The 25,131-nt window shown below is 30.5% G+C and carries 21 protein-coding genes; 20 read left to right on the top strand and 1 reads right to left on the bottom strand.

Features of this window, described 5'->3' with window-relative positions; all coding sequences use genetic code 11:
* The first annotated feature begins 55 nt into the window (after positions 1 to 55).
* From BUA21_RS10590 to BUA21_RS10625, 8 genes are all read left to right on the top strand, one after another.
* On the top strand, positions 56 to 1,897 hold the full coding sequence (locus BUA21_RS10590; RefSeq protein WP_072744804.1) for a WG repeat-containing protein: 1,842 nt from the start codon (positions 56 to 58) through the stop codon (positions 1,895 to 1,897).
* 60 nt (positions 1,898 to 1,957) lie between these two features.
* On the top strand, positions 1,958 to 3,322 hold the full coding sequence (rlmD, locus tag BUA21_RS10595) for a 23S rRNA (uracil(1939)-C(5))-methyltransferase RlmD (protein WP_072744805.1): 1,365 nt from the start codon (positions 1,958 to 1,960) through the stop codon (positions 3,320 to 3,322).
* 274 nt (positions 3,323 to 3,596) lie between these two features.
* Positions 3,597 to 4,175 carry a GNAT family N-acetyltransferase gene (locus tag BUA21_RS10600; RefSeq protein ID WP_072744806.1) on the top strand — a complete coding sequence of 193 codons (579 nt, stop codon included), beginning with the start codon at positions 3,597 to 3,599 and terminating at the stop codon, positions 4,173 to 4,175.
* A gap of 229 nt (positions 4,176 to 4,404) precedes the next feature.
* Complete coding sequence (locus BUA21_RS10605) at positions 4,405 to 4,812, top strand: GNAT family N-acetyltransferase (protein ID WP_072744807.1); 408 nt, start codon at positions 4,405 to 4,407, stop codon at positions 4,810 to 4,812.
* Between the two features lie 48 nt (positions 4,813 to 4,860).
* Positions 4,861 to 5,352, top strand: coding sequence for a restriction endonuclease (locus tag BUA21_RS10610; protein WP_072744808.1), 492 nt, complete (start codon positions 4,861 to 4,863; stop codon positions 5,350 to 5,352).
* Positions 5,353 to 5,466: 114 nt separating this feature from the next.
* Positions 5,467 to 6,387: a DUF6017 domain-containing protein gene (locus BUA21_RS10615; protein WP_072744809.1), complete on the top strand. Its 921-nt coding sequence runs from the start codon at positions 5,467 to 5,469 to the stop codon at positions 6,385 to 6,387.
* A 43-nt stretch (positions 6,388 to 6,430) separates the two neighbouring features.
* Positions 6,431 to 6,913, top strand: coding sequence for a PcfB family protein (locus BUA21_RS10620; RefSeq protein ID WP_072744810.1), 483 nt, complete (start codon positions 6,431 to 6,433; stop codon positions 6,911 to 6,913).
* Complete coding sequence (locus BUA21_RS10625; protein ID WP_072744811.1) at positions 6,910 to 8,799, top strand: VirD4-like conjugal transfer protein, CD1115 family; 1,890 nt, start codon at positions 6,910 to 6,912, stop codon at positions 8,797 to 8,799. The genes BUA21_RS10620 and BUA21_RS10625 overlap by 4 nt, the downstream gene beginning before the upstream one ends.
* A gap of 46 nt (positions 8,800 to 8,845) precedes the next feature.
* On the opposite strand, the gene BUA21_RS10630 is transcribed toward BUA21_RS10625, so the two are convergent.
* Positions 8,846 to 9,664, bottom strand: coding sequence for a MerR family transcriptional regulator (locus BUA21_RS10630; RefSeq protein ID WP_072744812.1), 819 nt, complete (start codon positions 9,662 to 9,664; stop codon positions 8,846 to 8,848).
* A 186-nt stretch (positions 9,665 to 9,850) separates the two neighbouring features.
* Here BUA21_RS10630 and BUA21_RS10635 point away from each other — a divergent pair, with 186 nt between their 5' ends.
* The 12 genes from BUA21_RS10635 (at position 9,851) to BUA21_RS15340 (ending at position 24,978) form a co-directional block, all read left to right on the top strand.
* On the top strand, positions 9,851 to 10,063 hold the full coding sequence (locus tag BUA21_RS10635) for a Maff2 family mobile element protein (RefSeq protein ID WP_072744813.1): 213 nt from the start codon (positions 9,851 to 9,853) through the stop codon (positions 10,061 to 10,063).
* Positions 10,064 to 10,065: 2 nt separating this feature from the next.
* Complete coding sequence (locus BUA21_RS10640; protein WP_072744814.1) at positions 10,066 to 10,935, top strand: VirB6/TrbL-like conjugal transfer protein, CD1112 family; 870 nt, start codon at positions 10,066 to 10,068, stop codon at positions 10,933 to 10,935.
* Positions 10,936 to 10,948: 13 nt separating this feature from the next.
* Positions 10,949 to 11,251, top strand: a complete 303-nt coding sequence (locus BUA21_RS10645) for a hypothetical protein (protein ID WP_072744815.1) — start codon at positions 10,949 to 10,951, stop codon at positions 11,249 to 11,251.
* 3 nt (positions 11,252 to 11,254) lie between these two features.
* Positions 11,255 to 11,671: a PrgI family protein gene (locus BUA21_RS10650; RefSeq protein WP_072744816.1), complete on the top strand. Its 417-nt coding sequence runs from the start codon at positions 11,255 to 11,257 to the stop codon at positions 11,669 to 11,671.
* A complete protein-coding gene (locus BUA21_RS10655; RefSeq protein ID WP_084604260.1) occupies positions 11,577 to 14,045 on the top strand; it encodes a VirB4-like conjugal transfer ATPase, CD1110 family in 2,469 nt (822 codons plus the stop codon). Before BUA21_RS10650 ends, BUA21_RS10655 begins: the two co-directional genes overlap by 95 nt.
* Positions 14,045 to 14,824: a phage antirepressor gene (locus BUA21_RS10660; RefSeq protein ID WP_072744817.1), complete on the top strand. Its 780-nt coding sequence runs from the start codon at positions 14,045 to 14,047 to the stop codon at positions 14,822 to 14,824. Before BUA21_RS10655 ends, BUA21_RS10660 begins: the two co-directional genes overlap by 1 nt.
* A 57-nt stretch (positions 14,825 to 14,881) precedes the next feature.
* Positions 14,882 to 17,653, top strand: a complete 2,772-nt coding sequence (locus tag BUA21_RS15280) for a CD1108 family mobile element protein (protein WP_072744818.1) — start codon at positions 14,882 to 14,884, stop codon at positions 17,651 to 17,653.
* A gap of 14 nt (positions 17,654 to 17,667) precedes the next feature.
* The gene (locus BUA21_RS10670) at positions 17,668 to 17,949 is read left to right on the top strand and encodes a hypothetical protein (RefSeq protein WP_072744819.1); all 282 of its coding nucleotides are present in this window, start codon (positions 17,668 to 17,670) and stop codon (positions 17,947 to 17,949) included.
* Entirely contained in the window at positions 17,942 to 18,790 is an 849-nt protein-coding gene (locus BUA21_RS10675; protein WP_159429105.1) for a CD1107 family mobile element protein, read from the top strand. The genes BUA21_RS10670 and BUA21_RS10675 overlap by 8 nt, the downstream gene beginning before the upstream one ends.
* Positions 18,791 to 18,892: 102 nt before the next feature.
* The gene (locus BUA21_RS10680; protein WP_072744820.1) at positions 18,893 to 21,475 is read left to right on the top strand and encodes a TrlF family AAA-like ATPase; all 2,583 of its coding nucleotides are present in this window, start codon (positions 18,893 to 18,895) and stop codon (positions 21,473 to 21,475) included.
* 58 nt (positions 21,476 to 21,533) lie between these two features.
* Positions 21,534 to 23,588 carry a type IA DNA topoisomerase gene (locus tag BUA21_RS10685; protein WP_072744821.1) on the top strand — a complete coding sequence of 685 codons (2,055 nt, stop codon included), beginning with the start codon at positions 21,534 to 21,536 and terminating at the stop codon, positions 23,586 to 23,588.
* A 1,060-nt stretch (positions 23,589 to 24,648) separates the two neighbouring features.
* A complete protein-coding gene (locus BUA21_RS15340; RefSeq protein ID WP_352404828.1) occupies positions 24,649 to 24,978 on the top strand; it encodes a TnpV protein in 330 nt (109 codons plus the stop codon).
* The last annotated feature ends 153 nt before the right edge of the window (positions 24,979 to 25,131 follow it).

Genomic DNA, 25,131 nt, shown 5'->3' on the forward strand with positions numbered 1-25,131 from the left:
ATAAATGTATATAAATTGATATATGAAATAATATGAAATGAGGCGATGTTTAGATATGAGGAAGAAAAATACTTTGCTTTTGACATTACTGATTTTATCTATGATTTTGGTTTCTTGTGGAAATGAAAACAAAGGAAGTAAAAGTGAAATATCTTTATATCCTGCTTATGAAAAGGATCAGAACCAAAAATTGTGGGGCTATATAGATGCAAATGGAGATTTTAAAATAGAGCCCAAGTTTCAGTTTGCTGGAAATTTTGATGAAAATGGATTGGCAAAGATTTATGATGAAGAAAAAATGGGACTTGTAAATGAGAACTGTGAAACAATAGTACCTCCAATATATGATGCTATCAGTGATTTAAATGAGGATGTAATGAGTGCTGTTCAAGGCAACAATTACTCTATATTAGACAAATCGGGCAATATTCTTTTTTCATCTAGTGATTATTTATTTTTAGGGATATCTAGCGAAGGATATATATCGGCAGCCAAAAAGGCTGGAGACGATGTAAAGATGGGCTATATTGATAAGAATGGGAAAGAACTCATAGAGCCAAAATACAATATTGCCTATGATTTCAAAAATGGCAGGGCACTAGTTCGAAATGCAGAAGATAAGTATGCTATAATAGATAATACTGGGAAAGTAATCAAAGAACTTAAGTATGAAAATGTATCTCCAGCTGAAGACAATGAAACTTTTATTTTTACTGATGAAAAAAATTTGTATGGATATTTAGACAAAAATGGAGATGTATTTATAAAGCCTAAGTTTACCAATGCGTATCATTATGAAGATAAAATGGCTATAGTTAGCGTAGAAGATACCTCAAAGAATATTGGAAAATGGGGAGTTATAGATAAAAAAGGAGAATATTTAATTAAACCTAAATATACTAGTATAGCTTATTTAGGAGGGGGACTGTTTTCAGTATCTAAAGATGAAATTGAAGGTAGTGAAATGTATGTAAAAAAAGCTATTGTAAATCAAAATGGAAAACAGTTAACTGGATTTGAGTATTATAATATTGGAGGAAATAAAGATAAAAAGATAGACAATGGATATATTTCGGTTAGTGATGGAAAGTATACTTTTTTGTTAGATAAGAAAGGCAAACAGGTTTCTAAATTTCCTAAAATCGAAGGTGTTGGAGAAGTTTCTCTCAAAGGAGATGTGATAGCTTCAGTTATAGATGATAGAATAGCTTATTATGATTTCAAGGGAAAGCCAATATGGGAAGAAGACAATACTTATAAATTGAAAGGTGAAGCTGTTGTAGTAGAGAAAAAATATGTACCAGATATAGGTGTGAAAATATATTATCCAGAAATACAAGGATTGAAAGATAGAAAAGTTGAAAAATCTATAAATGAAGAATTATATAAGTTATTTGTTACTGAAACAATGAAAGGTCTTAAAAAGAACAAAGAGAAAACTACTTTGAATCTTCAATATAATGTTAGGAGAAGCAATGATTTATTAATAGTTCAAAAAAGTGGTTATTATTTTATGCAAGGTGCTGCCCATGGTATGCCTATTGAAGAAACATACCATATAGATTTGTATACAGGGAAAATATATAGCCTAAAGGATTTGTTTAAACCAAATAGCAATTATGTGGAAAAGTTGACCAACATTGTGAAAAAACAAATGGGGAAAAGTCAAAATGAAGGAACAAAAACATACCTTTTAGATGATTTTAAGTCTATAAGAGAAGATCAAAATTTCGTGTTATTTAAGGATTATATTCAATTGTATTTTTATCCATATGAAGTAGCAAGTTATGCAGAAGGTTTTGCAAAATTTAGCATTCCTTATGAAGAGATAAATGATATATTAGATACTGATTCGGATTTTTGGTGGTCATTTAATAGCAGCAGAGAGGGGAAATAATTTTCCCCTTATTTTTTTCTCTACAATTGCTATAATAATGTAGAAGGAGTTGATATATATATGGCTAGGAAGAGACCAATAGTTGAGATGGAAATAATAGATGTTGATTTTCCAAACAAAGCATATGGAGTAGTGGATGGGAAAAAGGTGAAAGTTAAAGGTGGAATAAAGGGACAAAGAGTGAAAGTCCGTATAAATAAAAAACGCAAAGATTATGTTGCAGGAAATATCATAGAGATAATGGAAAAGTCTCCGTTAGAAATAGAAGCAAAATGTCCTCATTTTGGTGGTTGCGGTGGATGTACTTATCAATCTATTCCCTATGAAGAAGAATTAAAAATAAAGGAAAATCAAGTGAAACGGTTATTTGTTGAAGAAGGAATAGAAGATTTCAATTTTTTAGGGGTTGAAAGGAGCCCAAGTTTAGAAGAATACAGAAACAAGATGGAATATACTTTTGGAGATGAACATAGGGATGGACCATTGTCATTGGGACTTCATAAAAAGGGAAGATTTTATGAAGTAGTCAGTGTGGGAAAATGCAATATTGTAGATAGAGATTTTGCAATTATATTAGGGGAAGTTATAAATTATTTTAGGAATACGGATATACCTTGTTATAACAAGAAAATTCATGTAGGAGTATTGAGACATTTTGTTATAAGAAAGGCCTTGTCTACTGGAGAAATACTCTTAAATCTTGTGACTAGTTCTCAAGGAGAAGTACCACTTGATGAATTGATAGATAGACTAAAAAAATTAGAATTGTATGGAGAAATAAAAGGTTTCATTCATACTATAAATGACAATGTAGCTGATGCTATAAAAGTAGATAGATCGGATTTGGTATATGGTAGAGATTATATTATAGAGGAGATTTTGGGACTTAAATTTAAAATATCTCCATTTTCTTTTTTTCAAACCAATACTTTTGGAGCAGAAAAGCTCTATTCTATAGTTAGAGATTTTGCAGGAGATATTGATGATAAGGTAGTGTTTGACTTATATTCTGGTACGGGTACTATATCTCAAATAATGGCTCCAGTAGCTAAAAAAGTGATAGGTATAGAAATTGTAGAAGAAGCTGTAGAGAAGGCTTACGAAAACTCAAAATTGAATAGGTTAGATAATGTAGAGTTTATTGCAGGAGATGTTTTAGAAGAAGTAGAAAAGCTATTGGAAAAGCCAGATTTAATCATATTAGATCCTCCTAGAGAAGGTATCAACCCAAAAGCACTACAGAAGATCATAGATTTTTCTCCAGAAAAATTCGTATATGTATCTTGCAACCCAGTTACATTGGTTAGGGATTTAAAAGAGTTTATAGATAGAGGATATATAATCGAAAAAGTAAAATGTATGGATATGTTTCCGAGGACGGGGCACGTGGAGTGCATAGCGTTGATACAAAGAGAAATTTCGTAGAAATCCTGAGATTCAAGCAGTTTTATGACCATTTTGAGTTTGTGGAAGATGAGCATAATTTTAAGAAAAAAGTACTGAAAAAGTATTTTAATGTTTCAGTAGTGGTTGACCTAGTTAGTGGAGACACAAAAGAATAAATTAAGCAAATTCTATAGCAGGAATTTTTCTTTAAGATATTATATGCTTGCTATATAATAATAACAGAAGAGTTTAATTGGCTGAGTATTTGTAGGAAGATGATAAGTAAAAATTATTTATGTAACAGGAGGTTAAAATGATAATTTATAAGCAAGTCGATAAGACATATTTCAAACAGTATGATAGTATTCCAATGCGTGTAAATGTGACAAGTTATTATATGATTAAAAAATTAAATCGCGGCTTAGGTGGTTTTATGCTTGTTGAAACTCCTGTAGAACCATATGTTAAAGATTTCTGCTTATGTGAAGATGAAAGTGTTACACGATGGGATAAACAATTTGATATTTCCAACTGGGCTTTTTTTATGGCTTTTGACGGAGAATATCCTGTTGGTGCTGCTACTGTTGCATCGCGTACCGAAGAAATTAATATGCTTGCAGGCAGAAACGATCTTACAGTATTGTGGGATATTAGAGTAGATGACCATTATAAGAGACAAGGTGTTGGCCAGAGTTTATTTGATATGGCTACAAACTGGTCTCGTGAACACAACCTTGTGCAAATGAAAATTGAATGTCAGAATAATAATGTTCCAGCTATAAAGTTTTACCATAAACAGGGTGCAATACTGTCTATGGTAGACGAGTATGCTTATTATAATGAACCGGAATTTCGACATGAAACACAGTTTATTTGGTACTTGGATTTATAAACAACAAGTATGGGGAAAGCAGATGATCATGCGAGAATATGAAGATAAGTATAACTTAGGCTAGGTAAGATGTAGTGTATTATTTTTTTAGGTAGTGCATATTTTGACAATGTATTGAAGTGAAAAGAACATTATAATAAATCATTAAATATCCATTAGTATAATATCCGAGTATAATGAAATATTGTTGAGTTTATAAGATTGATTATTAGAAAGTGGGGGGGAAGTAATGAAAATAGAATATGGAAGTGAATTGGACTTTCAATTTATACTTGATAACGATAGACATGTATCAAAACGATTAATAAAAAATAAACTTAAAGAAAAAGAAATTATGATAGTAAAAAATCAAGATAATAAAATTATTGGTTGGTTACGATACAGTTATTTTTGGGACAACACTCCATTTATAAATATGATTTATCTAAATGAGAACTATAGAAATAAGGGTGTAGGAAAACAATTAGTTAGATTTTGGGAAGCTGAAATGAGGAGTAAAGGCTATGAATTAGTTATGACATCTACCTTATCTAATGAACAAGCACAGCATTTTTATAGAAGATTGGGATATAAGGACTCTGGAAGCTTATTATTAGATAATGAACCTTTAGAAATAATTTTTACAAAAAGGATATAATTATAAATTATTAATTGCACATCTCTTATAATGAGTATCATAATTTAGGTGATTAAAATTAAAAATAATGAGAGGACCAATATTAAAAGAAAAATAGATGAGATGAATGGATTGGAATTTGAAAATTATCTACATTATGTTTTTTTAAATCTTGGATATAAGGTTGAAAGCACGCCCTATAGTGTTGATTTTGGGGCTGATTTAATTATCACTAAAGATAATATTAAAACCGTGGTTCAAGCAAAAAGACACAATAACCCAGTAGGAGTAAGTGGTATACAGGAAATTTTAGGAGCTAAAGGATATTATGATGCTAATGAAGCTTTGGTAGTTACTAATAATAGATTTACAGCTAATGCTCGGAAATTAGCTAAAAAGAATAATGTAAAGTTATGGGATAGGGGAATTTTATTTCAATATATTATTACGGAAGAAGAGCTTAATATTTTGAAAAGAAAAGAAAAGAAAAAAATTCGTAAAAAGAAAAATTCTTTCAACAAGAATATAGATATAATTATTGATACCATCTTTAAGCAATGATAAGATGCAATTTATATATAAAATAATAAAAATTAAATAAAAATTTAATTTAACAGCAAGATTAAACCCTTGCTGTTTTTTCATGTCCAAAATCAATGAAGGGAGGTGCTAATCATGGCAGAAGTAAGCTTTAATTACTATCATGGCAAAGAATCAGAACAGTTTTCATTCTTTAGAATACCAAAGGTACTATATATAGATCCAATATTTAAAAACCTATCATCTGATGCCAAGGTACTTTATGGAATACTCCTAGATAGGATGGAATTATCTATGAAAAATGGTTGGGTGGATGAAAATAATAGAGTATATATTTATTTTACTATTGAAAGCATTATGGAAGTCATGGGATGGGGGAACAAGAAATCAGTAAAGGTACTTTCGGAACTTGATACAGAAAAAGGCATTGGGCTTATAGAAAAGCAAAGACAGGGGCAGGGAAAACCCACTAAGATTTATGTAAAAAACTTTATTGTGGATAACTTTTCTGAAATGTCAAAAGGAAATTTTAAGAAGTGTCAAAAAGACAATTCAAGAAATGTAGAAAATACATCTCAAGAAATGTCAAAAGGACAAGGTAATAATACTAATATTAATAATACTGAATTTAGTGATACTAATCCAATCTTATCTTCAGAAGAGAAAGAAAATAGATTAGGATTTGATAGAAGTAAAATAAATAAAGCTGAGATGTATAGAGATATAATTTATAAGAATATGGAGTATTACCATTATAAAAGATATGGAAGATATTCAATAGATGATATTGATAATATTGTAGAACTTATGGTAGATGTATGCGTTCAGGAAGGTGGCACAGTACCTATAAATGGGAATCAGATGCCTGTAGAAATAGTAAAGAGTAGGTTTTTGAAATTAAGTTCTGGACATATTGAATATATCATGAATAGTCTTGAAGATAATCCAAGTGAAGTTAGAAATATTAGGAATTACCTGCTTACAACAATATATAATGCGGTAAATACTATGAGCCAATACTATAGGAGTCTAGTTAATTACAATGAAAATGGATGAACTGATTAGGATAATTTAAGAGAAAATGAAAGGAGGCATAAAATTGCAAGAAGAAGTTACTGAAAAATCAATTGCATTTGTAGCTAAGAATAACAAGATGACATTATCTGTCTTAAAGACATTGATTAGTGCCTATCTTAAAGAAAAAGAAAAGCAGAAAATATCTAAGGGACAAACCATCAAAAGAAAGAAAATATCCTTAAAAGAGTTATCCAAGAAGTATGATGGTCTTAAAAGTATTGAAATTAACGAAGATAATATAAAGGGATTTGAGAAAACTGCCAAAAAGTATGGAATAGAATATGCCTTAAAAAAGGATAAGACAACAGATCCACCAACATATATAGTCTTTTTCAAGGGCAAGGATACAGATATTTTAGATACAGCTTTTAGAGAATTTATTGGGAATGAAATGGATAAGGATAAAAGACCTTCTTTAAAACAGGCATTAAATAAGATGAAGGAAATATCTAGAACCCTTAATAAAGATAAAGTCAAAAACAAACATCAGGAGCAAAGCCTATGAGTAAAATAATAGAAAATATTAGATATGAACTTTCCATGATAGATAAAAAGAAGCTATTTATAAAACTAGTGCCATATATATTTATCTATTATATATTCAATAAAATCAGGCAGATGTACAGAGGATTTCCAGAAGATAATTTCTTTATAATCTTGTATCAAATGCTACTTAATTTAGAAAATTTATTTAAATCACCATTTCCAAGCTTTCACCCTAAAGACATAGCATTTGGGATAATAGGGGCATTAGCTGTATATTTTATAGTCTATACTAAGGGAAAGAACGCTAGGAAGTATCGAAAAGGCGAGGAATATGGCTCTGCTAGATGGGGAAATCCAAAAGATATAAGGCCATATATAGATCCAATATATGAAGAAAATATTATACTAACACAGACAGAAAGATTAATGATGAATGGTAGGCCAAAGAATCCTAAATATGCAAGAAATAAAAATGTGCTAGTAGTTGGAGGGTCAGGGTCAGGTAAAACAAGATTTTATGTAAAACCTAATCTAATGCAGATGCATTCATCTTATGTAGTAACAGACCCAAAGGGAACAATACTTCTTGAATGTGGGAAATTACTAGAAAGAGGAGCACCAAAGAAAAAGCTTGATAAAAATGGAAAAGAGATAAGAGATAAAAGAGTTAAAATTATCTATGAAAGGGATAAAAAAGGTAGGATAATATATGAGCCATACAATATTAAAGTGTTAAACACCATTAATTTTAAAAAATCTATGCACTATAATCCTTTTGAGTATATTCGTTCTGAAAAGGATATATTGAAGTTGGTAAATACTATAATTGCTAATACTAAGGGAGAAGGCGAAAAGGCAGGAGAGGACTTCTGGATAAAAGCAGAGAAACTATATTATACAGCCCTTATAGGATATATTTATTATAAAGCTCCAAAGGAAGAACAAAACTTCTCAACATTACTAGAGATGATTAATGTTTCTGAAGCAAGAGAAGATGATGAGAACTTTAAAAATCCAGTAGACTTACTATTTGATGCCTTAGAAGAAATAGAACCAGACCATTTTGCTTTAAGACAATATAAGAAATATAAATTAGCAGCAGGAAAAACTGCAAAGTCAATATTAATATCCTGTGGAGCTAGGCTTGCACCTTTTGATATAAAGGAATTAAGGGATTCAATGGAGTATGATGAGATGGAGCTAGATACATTAGGGGATAGAAAGACTGCTCTCTTTATCATAATTTCCGATACTGATGATACTTTTAATTTTATAGTGGCTATGATGTATACTCAACTTTTTAACCTTCTATGTGATAAGGCAGATGATGTTTATGGTGGAAGATTACCTATTCATGTAAGATTTTTATTAGATGAATTTGCAAATATAGGACAAATTCCTAAGTTTGAGAAATTAATTGCAACTATAAGATCAAGGGAGATTTCTGCAAGTATTATATTACAAGCACAATCTCAGCTAAAAGCTATATACAAGGATAATGCTGACACTATTATAGGTAACTGTGACAGCATGCTATTTCTAGGTGGTAAAGAGAGATCAACTTTAAAGGAAATATCCGAAGTTTTAGGAAAGGAAACCATAGACCTATATAATCAATCAGAGAACAGAGGTAGGGAAAGGTCCTATGGTACTAACTATCAGAAACTAGGTAAAGAATTAATGTCCCAAGATGAACTAGCTGTTATGGATAGTGGAAAATGTATATTACAATTAAGAGGTGTAAGACCATTTTTATCAGATAAGTTTGATATTACTAGGCATAAAAACTATAGATATTTATCTGATTATGATGAGAAGAATAATTTTAAGATAGATAAATATTTGAATAAAGAATGGAGGATAAGAGGAAAGGAAGAAGTAGAGATTTATGAATATGAAAACTAGGAAAATGAAGTGGCATGGAGGACTATCATAAATAGATAGTCCTATTTTACCTTTCTCTAACAGGAAAACAGCATTCTGTAATCCAATTATCAGGATTGTTTTCAGTAGCAGGGCTTACATGATAAATATTAAACATTGGACCATCAAAAATATAATTATTATTTGATACCCAATGGGCAGCTGCTTTATTAACTAAATGAATTTGATTATAATGCCCTTTAAAAGTTACAGAAGCAACTAAAACCTCGGGGCGTTCTTTAAAAATTATATCGCCTTCATTTGAATAATCTCTATCAACAGCTATTTGTATTTCCACATCTACATTATTCTCCTTATGTTCTTTATCGTGGAAAATTGCTAATGAATAGCATGGATTAGGATAAGAAACTTTTTTATTAGTTAGAACCGGCATTAATTGGTGCCATAGTATCGCTTCATCCTCGTAGGAAGGGATAATTTGGCGAATACTTGCTACTTTCATTTTTGGTAATTCCTTTAATATAACAGAATATTTCATTTTATATTCATCCTTTCTTATTTGACTTAGTGATGTTTCAAGCAATTGCATTTGACGTAGGGAATTTTGATAATTTTCATTTATAATATTTTTTTGCTCAGTAAAAAATTCTTCTAATTTTTCAGGGCCTGATTCACAATTTAATATTTCTGAAATTACAGCTATACTAAACCCCATTTTTTGTAAAGCTACAATGGTAGAAGCAGTAGTTAGCTGGGATTCATGGTAATATCGATAGCCAGTTAAATTATCAATTTCATAAGGTTTTAACAAACTTTTTTCATCAAAATATCTTAACATACGAATGCTTATTCTTGAAAGCTTAGAAAAATCACCTATTTTTAACATTTAATCACCTCATACATGTATGAAATTTGAGCTCAATAATATTATAAACCCTTTCATCGTGTGGGGGTCAAGGATAATAATTAAATATTTGTTAATCAACAGAGTCAATGATTATAGCTCGAGATATAATTATTGACTCTGTTTTTATATAAATAAAAAATAAAATTAAATTAGGAGGTAATATTTATGGCGTTTTTTAACAGTGCAATTACAACTTTAAGTACATTGGTAACAGCATTAGGAGCAGGACTTGGTGCATGGGGAGTTATCAATCTTTTAGAAGGTTATGGTAATGACAATCCAGGTGCTAAATCTCAAGGAATTAAACAGCTCATGGCTGGCGGTGGCGTGGTGCTGATTGGAACAAATCTTATTCCATTATTAGCAGGATTATTTTAATAATGGGTGGGATATTTGATAAGCTTACGGAATATATCAAGGAGATATTAATAGGAATCATTGAAGGTAACTTAACAAATATGTTTACTGATGTCAATGAAAAAGTAGGCACCATAGCTATTGAGGTAGGGAAGACTCCCCAAGGGTGGAATAATAGCATCTTTAACATGATTAGATCATTGTCAGAGACTGTTATTATTCCCATTGCGGGAATAATGATTACCTTTGTTTTATGCTATGAGCCAATATCCATGTTAATCGATAGAAATAATCTTCATGATGTAGATACATGGATGTTCTTTAAATGGATTTTTAAATCTATTGTAGCTATCTATCTAGTTACTCATACATTTGACATAATAATGGCTACCTTTGATGTGGCACAAAACATGGTTTCAAGTGCAGCAGGAGTAATAGATATAGAAGCTAATATTGATATTTCATCGTCAGTTTTGAGTATGGTGGAAGTTCTGGAAGATAGATCAGTAGCAGAGCTTATAGGAATATCTCTTGAAACAACAGCGGTTAAATTTTGTATGGATGCATTGTCCATCATAATCACCGTAATATTATATGGCCGTATGATTGAGATATATTTAGTAAGTTCAGTAGGGCCAGTTCCTTTGGCTACTATGACTAATAGGGAGTGGGGGCAAGTAGGTAATAATTATTTAAGAAGCTTAATAGCCTTAGGTTTTCAAGGGTTTTTCATTATGGTATGTGTAGGAATCTATGCTGTATTAGTTAAGACAATTACAGTTACAGATAATATCCATGCAAGTATTTTTATGATTTTATCCTATACTGTACTTTTAGCATTTAGTCTATTTAAAACAGGAAGTGTTGCAAAATCAGTGCTTAATGCACATTAGAAAGGGGTTCAATATGAAAAAAGTTAAAAAAGGTAATAAAGATTTAAATATTAATCCATTATTCCTTGCTAGTCTAGGAATAGGAAGTATATCATTGTTAGTTCTTCATGAAATATCATTATCAAAGAAGGTAACAAAACTATCTAAATCATTTCGAAGATTTACAAATATAGTTACTGAAACTGAAGAAGAAAGGCAAAAATATGAATTTGAATGTGATTTACGCTTAGGAATATTAGAAGATATGATGGAAGATGTTTATAAAGATATTGAAGTTTATGGAGAATTTGAAGATATAGATGGAACGGAGGTTTAGAATATGGCTTTTGTTCAAGTACCCAAAGATTTGTCTATGGTAAAAACAAAGGTTGCCTTTAATTTAACCAAAAGGCAACTTATTTGTTTTAGCATAGGTGCAGTTATTGGTGTTCCTACCTATTTAGCAATAAGAAAAAATATAGGAAATGATTTGGCATTATTAATTATGATTATATTAATGATGCCATTTTTCTTTACAGCTATATTTGAAAAGGATGGGATACCTTTTGAAAAATATATTAAATATGTAATAAGGCAGAAATATATCTATCCAAAAGTTAGATTATATAAAACAGAAAATTTTTATGAGTTTTTAAATAGTAATGGAAAAGAAGTGGAGGTGGAAATTGGTGATAGAAAATCCCCAAGTAAAAAAGCAACAAAAAAGATTAGCTCAAAATCAGAAACAATTAAATAAACAAAAGAAGGAAGTAAAGAGAAGTAGCAAAACCCAATCTATAAAACAAAATAAAAAGAGAAACATCCCTCAATCTGCTCAGCAAACTTTACCCTATAGAAGAATACTTCCTGATGGGATATGTCAGGTAGATAATAAAAAATACACTAAAACCATTAGGTTCTATGATATAAATTATCTTTTAGCTCAAAATGAAGATAAATCATTAATATTTGAAAATTATTGTGATTTTCTCAATTACTTTGATAGTTCAATTAATTTTCAACTTAGTTTCATAAATCAATCTGGGAATACAGAATCCTTTATAGATAGCATTCAGATTCAAGAGCAAGATGATGATTTTAACGATATTAGACTTGAGTATTCTAATATGTTGAAAAATCAGTTATCCAAAGGGAATAATGGACTATTAAAAACTAAGTATATTACCTTTGGAATAGAAGCAGATAGCTTAAAACTAGCAAAACCAAGACTTGAAAGAATAGAATCTGATATATTAAATAATTTTAAGGTCATGGGGGTTAAAGCCTATTCCTTAAATGGTAAAGAAAGGGTAGAACTACTTCATAGCATATGTCATCAGGATACAAAGGAAAAGTTGAATTTTACATGGGATTTAGTAAAGAGTGGAGGTGTGAGTACTAAGGATATAATAGTACCTACATCTTTTAATTTTTCTGACCCAAGGAGGTTTAAAATGGGGGAAACCATTGGAGCTATTAGCTTTCTTCAAATATTAGCTCCTGAACTTACAGATAGAATGTTAGCAGATTTTTTAGATTTAGAAGATGATATTATAGTAAATTTTCATATCCAATCAATTGACCAAACAGAAGCCATTAAGAATGTAAAAAGAAAAATAACTGATTTAGACAGGATGAAAATTGAAGAACAGAAAAAGGCTGTAAGGGCTGGATATGATATGGATATTATACCATCTGATTTAGCAACCTTTGGAAATGAAGCCAAAAGCCTTTTAGAAGATTTACAGAATAGAAATGAGCGTATGTTTTTAGTAACCATAATCGTCTTAAATACTGCTATGAAGAAACAAAAACTTGAAAATATAATATTTCAAACTGGTGGTATTGCACAAAAATATAATTGTGCTTTAAGAAAATTAGATTATCAGCAGGAAAATGGATTTATATCTAGTTTACCCTTAGGAGAAAATTATCTTGAAATATCAAGGGGACTTACAACTTCAAGTACTGCTATATTCATACCATTTACAACACAAGAATTATTCATGGATGGAGAAAGTCTATATTATGGCTTAAATGCTTTATCTAATAATATGATTATGGTTGATAGGAAAAAATTAAAAAATCCCAATGGCTTAATTTTGGGAACTCCTGGCTCTGGAAAATCATTTTCTGCTAAAAGAGAAATTACAAATGCCTTTCTAATTACAGATGACGATATTATTATCTGTGATCCAGAGGCAGAGTATTATCCATTAGTAAATAAACTAAATGGTCAGGTTATAAAGATTTCTCCTACTAGTCCACACTATATAAATCCAATGGATCTAAATTTAGATTACTCAGATGATGAAAATCCATTATCATTAAAATCTGACTTTATATTATCCCTTTGTGAGCTAATTGTAGGAGGAAAACATGGATTAGAACCTGTAGAAAAGACCATTATAGATCGTTGTGTAAGATTAGTATATCAAGATTTCTTATCAGATTCTAGAATGGAGAATATGCCTATTCTTGAAGATTTATATAATTTATTCAGGGAACAGGAAGAGGCAGAAGCTAAAAGATTGGCCACAGCTCTTGAAATATATGTTACAGGTTCTCTTAATGTATTTAATCATCATACAAATGTAGATGTAAATAATCGTCTAGTATGCTATGACATTAAGGAATTGGGAAAACAGTTGAAAAAGATAGGTATGCTAATCGTTCAAGATCAAGTATGGAATAGGGTTACCATCAATAGGACAGAAAAGAGAAACACTAGATATTATGTAGACGAGTTCCACCTATTATTAAAAGAAGAACAAACAGCGGCTTATTCTGTAGAAATATGGAAGAGATTTCGTAAGTGGGGAGGAATGCCAACAGGTATTACTCAAAACATTAAAGATTTGTTGTCTTCCAGAGAGATTGAAAATATTTTTGAAAACAGTGATTTTATCTATATGCTAAATCAAGCCGCTGGAGATAGACAAATCCTTGCAAAACAATTAAATATATCACCTCATCAGTTGTCCTACGTCACGAATTCAAATGAAGGTGAAGGACTTCTTTTTTATGGGAATGTAATCATTCCATTTGTAGATAAGTTTCCAAAGGATACATTATTATATTCTATAATGACAACTAAACCAGAGGAGGTACAGGGAGAGGAGGGAGTATAATGGAGAAACTAAAGGTATTTGAAAATAGTAACTTTGGGAAAATTCGTGTATTAGGAATAGATGGAGAACCTTGGTTTATAGCTGTAGATATTGCAAAGGTGCTAGACTATCGTACTGCTTATGATATGACTCGTATATTAGACGAAGATGAAAAGGGTACGCAGATTGTGCGTACCCCTGGTGGGAATCAAAATGTTATAGTAATCAACGAATCGGGCATTTATAGTTCCATTTTAAGAAGTAGAAAGCCTGAAGCAAAACAGTTTAAAAAATGGGTTACATCTGAGGTGCTTCCTTCTATACGAAAACATGGGGCATATTTAACGAATCAAACAGTAGAAAAAGTCCTAACAGATCCTGATTTTCTGATTCAGCTTGCACTAAACTTAAAAGAAGAACGAGAAAAAAGATTAATTGCAGAAACAGAGTTACAGGAAAATAAACCTAAGATTATCTTTGCTAATTGTGTAGAAACATCTAGAAGTTCATGTCTTGTAGGAGAATTAGCTAAACTTATAAATCAAGGAGGATATCCAATAGGACAAAATAGACTTTTTGCATGGATGAGAGATAATGGCTATTTAATAAGACAGAAAGGGGAAAACTACAACCTTCCTACTCAGTATTCAATGGATCTAAAGCTAATGGAAGTAAAGAAAAATATTATAAATAATTCTGATGGAACGGTAAGGGTAACCCGTACTACTAAAATAACAGGGAAAGGACAAATCTATTTTTTTCATAAATTTTTAGGAGAAAGGGCCTATGAAATCTTATAAAAACAATATAAGAGACTATCAATATAATTATTTTAAAAGAAAAGTGGGGTGATAAAATTGGATGGAAAGAGAAAAAAATTAAAATCTAAAGCCAAAGTAATTCAAAAATATTCTAAAGATGGATTAGTAGAGCATAATCTTTTAGAAAACACTACTAGAAATATTAGTCGGAAAATAGAGGATGTAAACTTAGAAAAGGCTCTTAAAGAAAAAAAGGTAGAATCCATCAATTATTCTAGGGATAGAGGAAATAATGAATTTACAAGAAAAAAGCCAAAGGTATCAATTGGAAAAACTCTGGAAGATTCTATGGTTTCAAATAATTCCAATGTAATTCATAAAGATAATGAGTATGGATTAGCAGATGATATTTCTATATCGGAGTTGAATGAAGAAGCCATAGAAGCAATAGATGAACAACAGACTCAGGGGAAAGGTGAGATAGAAAACAATTATATAGAAACTATAAAACAAGATGAATATGATCCAAGTAGGAAGCAAATAAATAATTATGCCCCAAGGCATTATAGTGAGCCAAAACCATATGAAAACATAAATAATACACATTTACCAATAGATAGAATTGAAAATGACATAGGGAATAAATTAAATCATAAAAAAGAATATATCCTTGGACATAAAGGAAGATATAAGCAGAAAGAAAGCTCTACTAAGCAAGATTTAAAATTTTCTAAAGATAATTTAGATATTTCAAAAGATAATCCTGAAGAAAAGATGGATTTTCAAAATAAGATGAAGCTAGAGTTGCAAACTGAAAAGGAAGATCCTAAGCCACTAGGAACCAGGGATTATAGCAAACAAGGAGAAAAAGATAGCAAGAACAATTACACTAAAATAGAAAATCCTTTAGAAAAAATAGAAAGAACTGAAAAGGGTTATAAAGATAAGAAAAAAACAGATGATAAAAAGCAGAGTACAAAAACCCAATCAAGACTTAAATTTGACAGGAAAAATAAAAAAGATAAATTACTTCATAATGCGGAGAATATAGATAATCCTATTAAAAAAGTATTGGGCACTTCGGGAGAAATCATAGATATTAGTTCTAGTAAGGTATTCCATAATAAAATGGAAGAGCTTGAAGATGAAAATGTGGGAGCAGAATCCATTCATAAATCACAAGAATTTGCAGAAGGGACATTAAGAAAAGGGAAAAACTATAGTATTCGCAGAAAAAATAGGAAACTAAAGAGGAAGCATAAAGAAATAAAAAAGGCTGAAGAATTAAAAGGTAAACTAGAATTTAATAAAACTATAAGTAAAAACGAGGCATATCAAGAGGCAAGTGGGTTTGGAAGGTATATACAAAACTGGAGGATTAAGAGGCAGTATAATCAAAACACCCATAAAGCCTTTCATCAAAGATTCTTACAGGGCATTAAAGGAAGCTTAGATACGGTAAAGGAAATTACAAAAAGGGCTAATAAAAAGGCAGGTGTATATGTAATTGCACTTGCTTTTTTATTTATGATGATTATGGTAACTACCCAATCCTGCTCAAATATTATAATGGGGGGATTAGGTACTATAGCAGGAACATCATATCAGGCTTCTGATACAGAAGTAACAGCTGCCGATGTTGAATATACCAGATTAGAAACAGGGTTACTTATGACTCTAAAAGATATAGAAAAGGATCATCCAGGATATGATGGATATCGATATAATTTAGATGGAGTAGGTCATGATCCCCATGAATTATTGGCATATTTAACTGCAAAATATGGAGATTTTAAAGCAGATAGAATAAAAAATGAGATAAAAAGAATATTTAATGAGCAATATGAATTAACTCTAAAAGAAATATATGAAATAGAGGATGAAGATGAAAGGAGGATACTCGTAACAACACTGTCTACTAGAGCATTATCAGAAGTACTAGAGGAAAATCTAAATGGAGAAGAAAAAGAGCTTTATGATGTCTTGATGAATAGCAAAGGAAACTTTATGGTATATCAAAGCCCTACAGAGGGAGATTGGAAAAAATTTATTAGCAGTTTATTTGGTTGGAGGATTCATCCAATAAAGCAAGTACCTAGTTTTCATACAGGTTTAGATATAGCAAAACTAGAAGGTTCTCTATTATATGCAATATTTGATGGCATAGTAAAAAAGATAGATTACGATAGGAATGGATATGGGCACTATATAATAATTGAGGATAAGAGTGGGAATACAGCCCTTTATGCTCATTGTTCTAGCATTGATGTGTTAAGGGGAACGAATATTAAAAAAGGAGATATTATTGCAAAAGTAGGGAGTACAGGAATGTCTACAGGTGCTCATTTGCATTTAGAATTAGAGGATTCGAAGGGAAATCTTTTGAATCCTTATTTTTATTTATACAGTGAATCAGAAAGTCCTATAGGAGCGACTGTATATTACAACGGCTACACAGGTAATTATGGAAATCCAGTTATACCTTATGATGATGAAACAATAAGAGCACTATTTAATGAGGCAGACAAGCATTTAGGAAAGAGATATATCTTTGGAGCAAGTGGACCAGAAAATTTTGATTGTTCTAGTTTTGTATGTTGGGTTTTCAGAAATTCAGGAATCCACAATATACCAAGGATTACAGCTCAAGGCATATTTAATATTAGTACACCAATTTCATCAAGTGAGGCAAAAGCAGGAGATGTTATTTTCTTTACTGGAACCTATAATGCAGGAGTACCAGTTACCCATGTAGGTATTTATGCCGGAAATGGAATGATGATCCATGCTGGGGACCCTGTTCAATACACTAGTATAGAGTCAAATTATTGGAGAAATCACTTTTATTCTTTTGGAAGATTAAGATAGGGAGGGAGTTATCTATGGATAAAAAATTAATAAAGAAGTATCAAGAATCTGAGAAACTTCAAAAACAGATCCAAGCTTTACAGGAAAAACTTAAAGGGATAGATAGTGAAGCGGAAGAGCTAGAAAAGACAGAGCTTCACAAGATATTTAGAACATCTAAGATTTCTTTTGAAGAATATACTCAGATTATTAAAGGCGTTTTGGATAAGGATAAATTTACTGAAAAACTACAGGAAAGAAAAGAAGATATATATTTTAGTAAACAAGATGAAAGAGAGGGTATGGATAATGAATAGATATATTAAAAGTGTTCTAACACTATGTATAGTAATGGTATTAGTTTTATTAAATAATACCCATGTTTTTGCTAATGATGACCATATTGCTAAAAAATCCTATTTTAGTGATATTATCTATGCATCAGACATTATTGGAGATGAAAAGCCAGATGAATCTATTGAAATTTATAGAGAAGAAGGAACAATATCAAATCCACAAATCAAAGAGCCTTCAAACAATTGGAGCCAGGAAACAAATACAATAAGATCTAATAATGGATTTGATGTATCTCTAGTAATGGGTGGGAATATGGATGCTATAAATCCCTTAGCTACTAAGCAGTATATAGCTAGGGCAGATATGACAGAAAATGTAGGGGAAGATGGTAAAGAATTTGAGATGAAATTGGATGGCGAAGAAAATTCAACTTCAAAGCAGACAAGGCAATTTATAACCTTTACCACTAATAGTGGAAAAACATTTCATCTAATAGTAGACCATGAAAAAGCATCTCAAAATGTATTTCTCTTAACAGAAGTAGGCGAACAAGATTTATTAAATATGATAGAAGGAGAAAAATCAAATATAAATGTAAAACCAGTAGTGGAGGAACCAAAAGAAGAAGAGCCTAAGGAAGAAGAAAATAAAGAGATAGAAGAAAAGCCCAAGGAGAAAAATAAATCTTCCTTTATATTTGTACTGTTAATCTTAGGAATTGTAGGTGGTGGAGGATATTATTTTAAGATTTATAAGCCTAGTCATGAGGATTTTGAAGATGAATACGATGAGGATGAGATGGAATATGAAGATGAGTATGATGAAGAATTTGAGGAAGGAAATGAAGAAAATAGATATTGAATATTGAAATTTTATAAATAACTAGGAGCTAAAATTTTAAAAGACTGAATAATCCCCCAAATATGATATAATTTAGAAAATAGCATGTTTGGGGGAGATATGATGTTTAAAAACGGGGCTTCTGTTTTAAGAGCAGATTTTCATTTACATACTATAAAGGATAAAGAATTTAAATATCACAATAATCCAAATGAATTTGTAAAGGAATATGTTCAAAAATTAAAAGAAGCTGATATATCAATAGGTGCAATAACTAACCATAATAAATTTGATAAAGATGAATTTAAAGCTTTAAGAAGGCAAGCTAAAAAAGAAAATATTTTTTTGCTACCTGGGGTAGAACTTTCTGTTAAGGAAGGGGCGAATGGTATTCATACTTTAATTATCTTTTCTGATTCATGGTATGAAAATGGAGAAAATAATATTGAAGTTTTTTTAAATCAAGTATTTGCTGGAGTAGCAAATCGTGAAAATGAGAATGTAAGTTGTAATTATGATATAAATGGGGTTATAAGCAATTTGGAGCAACATAATAAAGATTATTTTATAATATTTGCTCATGTAGATCAAAAAAGTGGTTTATTATATGAATGTGGGGGAGGCTTAATACAAAGGTTATGGGATAACCCATTATTAAAAGAAAGAGTTTTGGGAGTTCAAAAATCCAAAAATATTGATAAATTTAATAACTTAACACAATGGATTGGCTATGAATTACCAAAATTAGAAGGTTGTGATCCTAAAAAAATTGAGGATATAGGCGAGGGTGACAAATGTTATCTTAAGATAGGGGATTATTCTTTTAATGCTGTAAAATATGCCCTAATGGATTTTTCAAACAGGGTATTCTATGATATTCCTTTGTTTAAACATGGATACATCGACAGTATAGAATATACAGGAGGGAAATTAGATAATATAAATGTTGATTTTTCAAAAGAATTGAATACTATTATTGGAATAAGGGGGAGTGGTAAATCTTCCATACTAGAAACTTTAAGATATGGATTGGATTTAAAAGCAGATATTGATGATGATTATAAGGAAAGTCTTGTAAAATATGTTTTAGATTCTGGGGGTATTATAAAAATTAAGCTAGTAGATAATAATAATAGGAAATACTTGCTAACCAAATATTTAGAGGATGATAAAGTGTACATTTCAGATGTAGATGAAAATCAACTAAATATATCATTAGAATCTATAATTAATAATCCATTATATTTTGGACAAAAAGATTTATCTATGAGAGCTCCAGGTTATGAGTTTAATCTACTAAGTAAATTAATTGGTAAAAAGACGAAAGAAGTAAATGAAAAACTTAAAGGCAATAGCGAAGAATTAAAACAAAAGATAGAAGAGATAATAAAGATACAACAGTACCCGAATAGAATAGATGAACTTACTACTAGGGTTAATGATTTAAACATGAAATTAGCTATTTATGAAGAAAAAGGCATTGCTGAAAAATTAGACAAACAAAAACAATTTGAAGATGAAAGCCTATATTTTGAACAAATAAGTGGATTTATAAATGACTTGTCAGATGACTTAGAAAGTAGTTTGGAATCAGAAAAGATTAGATTACTAAAAGATAAAGCTAAATATACATCTAAGTATAATGGTGAGATATTTGAACGTGTAAATGAAAGTATAGAAAATATAATTAAATTATATGGAGGGCTATCTAATATAAATCAAAATATTCTTGCTGAGTTAGAAAAAATCAAGTCTGAGCAGAATAACTTTGTTGAATGTAAAGATTCATTAAAAGAAGAGTTTGCTAGGATAAAAAGGGAAATAGATGTTGAAACTTTAAATCCTGATAGTTTTCTAGATTATTCGAAAAAGGTTAAAGATACTTCAGACGAATTACAGCAATATCAACTAAAAATGCAAGAAAAAAGTGCTTTAGAGAATTCTTTAAAGAACTTATTAAAAGATAGAAAGGAGCTAGTACACGAAAGATTTAGACTTTATAAAAAAGAAATTGAGAAAATAAATGATTCACAGGAACAATTATCAATTGAAATTGAGTTAAAGGGAAATAAACAGGAATTTATGGATAAACTGAAGGAAGTTGGTCAAGGGACTGGTATACGTTCTAATAAATATAAGGATATTTCAGAACAATTTAGTGATTTTATAGCAATTATAGATGATATTATGCTCAATGAATCAAAAAAAATTAAAACAATTATATCTGGTAATGATTATGATAAATTTATTGAAAAGATAAAAGGTAATCTTAAAGATTGCATAGAATATGAAGTCCCTGATAAAGTAGATATATTATATCATGGGAAGAACTTAGAATATCACTCCCTTGGACAGAGAGCATCGGCAATTGTTCTTTTCATTTTGACCCAAAAGGATAACGATATAATTATTATTGATCAACCTGAAGATGATTTAGATAATAAAGTGATTTATGATGAATTGATAAAAACTTTAAAGGAAAGAAAATCAGATATACAATTTATCTTTGTTACCCATAACGCGAATATACCTGTTTTAGGAGATTCAGAAAAAATTATTGTAACGGAATTTGAAGATGATAAGATTATGGTTGACTCTGGAAGTATCGATTGTTCGCATATTCAAAAGAAAATTATAAAAATTATGGAAGGTGGAGAAGATGCGTTTGAAAAACGTAATAGTATATATTTAAACTGGAATATGTAAGATACTGAATGGTGGTGTAAACCACCATTTTTATTTTTATAGAAAGTGAGGTAATCAAATGAAACTAATCATTACAGAAAAACCATCCGTAGCCATGTCTATTGCCAAGGTATTAGGCGTTCATGGTAGAAAGGATGGCTATATTGAAAGTAAGGAATATATTATTAGTTGGTGTGTGGGGCATCTAGTAGGACTTGCCCAAGCTGATAAATACAATGAAAAATATAAAAAGTGGAGGTATGAAGATTTACCAATTATTCCATCCAAATTTCAGTATGATCTATTTGTCAAAACAAAAAAGCAATATGAAATCCTCAATAAATTATTAAACCGTTCTGATGTACTAGAAGTTATCAATGCCTGTGATTCAGGAAGGGAAGGGGAATTAATCTTTAGATTAGTATATTACCATTCAAAATGTCAAAAGCCTATGAAAAGATTATGGATTAGTTCCATGGAAGATAGTGCTATAGAAGATGGTTTTAAGAATTTAAAAGATGGAAAAGAATTTAATAATCTATATAAATCTGCATTAGCAAGGAGTCAGGCAGACTGGATAGTAGGAATTAATGCAACAAGATTATTTACAGTCCTATACAATCAACTGCTAAGTGTAGGAAGAGTTCAAACACCTACCTTAGCCCTAATAGTAAATAGAGAGGAGGATATTCGAAGTTTTCGAAAAGAAAAATTCTATCATCTAGATCTATATTTAGATGGATTTATGGCTAGTAGTGAAAGAATAAAGGAAAAAGATGAAGCTAATGAATTGAAAAATTTATGTATTGGGGAAATGGCCATTGCAAAGGATGTTAAAAAAGAAAAGAAAAATGTAAATCCACCTTTACCATTTGACCTAACCAGCTTACAAAGAGAAGCAAATAGATTGTTTGGATATACTGCAAAACAAACATTAGATTATACCCAATCTTTATATGAAAAGAAGTGGGTTACTTATCCTAGGACTGATAGCAGATATCTAACTGATGATATGATGGAGTCTTTAGTTAATCTAATAAATGGTATCGACAGAGATAATTTAGTAGAAAATCCAAATTATAAAAGAATATTGGATAGTAAAAAGGTAACAGATCATCATGCCATAATTCCAACCATACAATCCTTAAATATGAATATTGAGGACATTCCTAAAACTGAAAAGAATATATACAAGCTAATTTGCTTAAAATTGCTTGAAGCTGTAGCTGATACCTATGTAGAAGAAATAGTAAGAGTGTCATTATTGGTAGGAGATAAAATATTTACTGCAAAAGGTAAGAAAGTTGTAAATCTAGGATTTAAGGGTATAAAAAGTAGTTTTGATGAGAATTTCAATACCATGGAAAAGGAAAAAGATAATAGCATTTTACTTCCAGAAATAGAAGAAGGAATGGTATTTGAGATACAGAATAGTGAAATTCGAGAAGGTTTTACCCAATCACCAAAGCATTTTACAGAAGACACTCTATTATCTGCAATGGAAAGAGCAGGTAATGAAGAATTAGATAAGGAATTAGATGTAGAGAAAAAAGGTTTAGGTACACCTGCAACAAGAGCAGGGATTATTGAAAAATTAATCTCAGTGGGATATCTGGAGAGAAAAAAGAAGCAGTTATTACCCACAGATAAGGGGGTAAGTCTAATTACAGTAATGCCTGATAATTTAAAATCACCTAAACTTACAGCTGAATGGGAAAATAAATTAACTGAGATTTCATTAGGGAAAGGAAGTGATGAAGAATTTTTAAAGGGAATAGATGAAATGATTACAGATCTAGTCAAGACCTATTCCCATATTGCAGTAGAAAACAAAGAGAAATTTCAATCAAATAGAGAAGTATTAGGGAGTTGCCCAAGGTGTAAGAGCTACATCTTTGAAGGAAAGAAGAATTTTTATTGTTCCAACAAAGAATGTGGCTTTTCTTTATTAAAAGAGGACAGATTCTTTACGGATAAAAGAAAGAAACTAACTAAAGAAATGGTAAAGACTTTATTGTCAAAAGGAGAAGTAATAGTAAAAGGATTGTATTCAAAAAAGACAGGAAAGACTTATAATGCCTATATTTCTATTGAAGATACAGGTAAGTATATTAATTATAAAATGAGGTTTTAAAATTATAACAAGGCTTAATTTAACAGTCAAAGGAGGTAAGCTATGGCTAAAATTTATAATATACAAAACTTATTAATGGATAAGGCAAAGGAAATTGTAAATAGTAGTAATGATTGGTTTCAATTTATGAATTCAGCAACCTATACCTATAAATATCCATTTGAGGATCAGATTTTAATATATGCCCAAAGGCCAGATGCAAGGGCTTGTGCTACTATGGAATTTTGGAATAAGAGATTTCATAGATGGGTAAATAAAGGAGCTAAGGGAATTCCACTAATTGATTATAATTCTGGTGGATATCTTAAACTTAGATATGTATTTGATATTTCAGATACCCATACAACAAGATATACTGTACAGGATGTAAGTCTGTGGGAGTTTAATAAAGAAAAACATGGAGAAGCAATCTTAAATTTGGAAAATAGCTTTAATATCTCTAGCGATGATGCATTAGTAGAAAATTCAAATTTAGAATCAAGAATATATGAAATAGCTCAAAGATTAACTAATCTAAGACTCCAAGATGTACTATATGATATTGAAAGCTATTGTAATGATTCCTTGATGGAAGAATTAGATGAATATAATACTAAAGTAATCACGAGAGATATTTTATCAAAATCTGTAGCCTATATGACAATGAAAAGAATGGACTTAAATCCTATGGAATACTTTGAGGCAAATGATTTTATGGAGGTTATCAATTTTAACACCTTTGATATGATTAGTATTCTAGGAAATTATACTTCTCAAATGGTAGGGGAAATAATTACGGAACTTACTAGGGAAATAAATAAACTAGAATTGCAGAATAAAATAAGACAAGAAAATGTCCGAAATATATTGCCAAAAGATATAAGCTTAAGTTATAGTATGAGTGAAGGGAAAAGAAGCGTTAAAATCGAAAATAGAGGTTCTGAAGGGGAAAGAATTGAAGGAGGTAAAGGCCATGGTAGAGATGAAAATGATAAATGGAGTTCAATACCAAGTGGAGGAAGGGATTTACAATCCAGTAGTGAAGGAATCCAGTTTCGAAAAGATGGGAGGAACATACAGGATGGAAGGGGAATACCTAGTTCCCAACCTGGAATTGAAACAGGAGAGAGTAGCACTAGGCAAGTATGGAAGGATGAGGGAGAACTTCTTAAAGGAACACAAGAAGACCTATTACACAAGTCTAAAGATCCAAGGACAATTGATGAATCACTTACAAGGAGTGGAGAAGGAAGCACAGAGGATATTGGAGATAGAGATTCCAAGATATCAAAAAACGTGGGGCGTAACAGAGGAATTGAAAGCTCAGGATCAGATGAAGTGGGTAGGGATGATGAACAATATAAAGGCATCAATAGAAGAGATAATTCAGAAGGAGATAATATTCTCCTAGGTAAGGATAATCAATATGAATTAAGCTTATTTCCAACAGAGGAAAAGCAAAAAGAGATTATAGAGAAGGCGGTGGAAGAGAAAACCACTGCTTTTTCTATTTCACAAAAGAATATTGATGATGTATTAACTAAAGGTACAGGATTTCAACATG

Source organism: Sporanaerobacter acetigenes DSM 13106 (assembly GCF_900130025.1).
In the GTDB taxonomy this organism is placed as follows: Bacteria; Bacillota; Clostridia; order Tissierellales; family Sporanaerobacteraceae; genus Sporanaerobacter; species Sporanaerobacter acetigenes.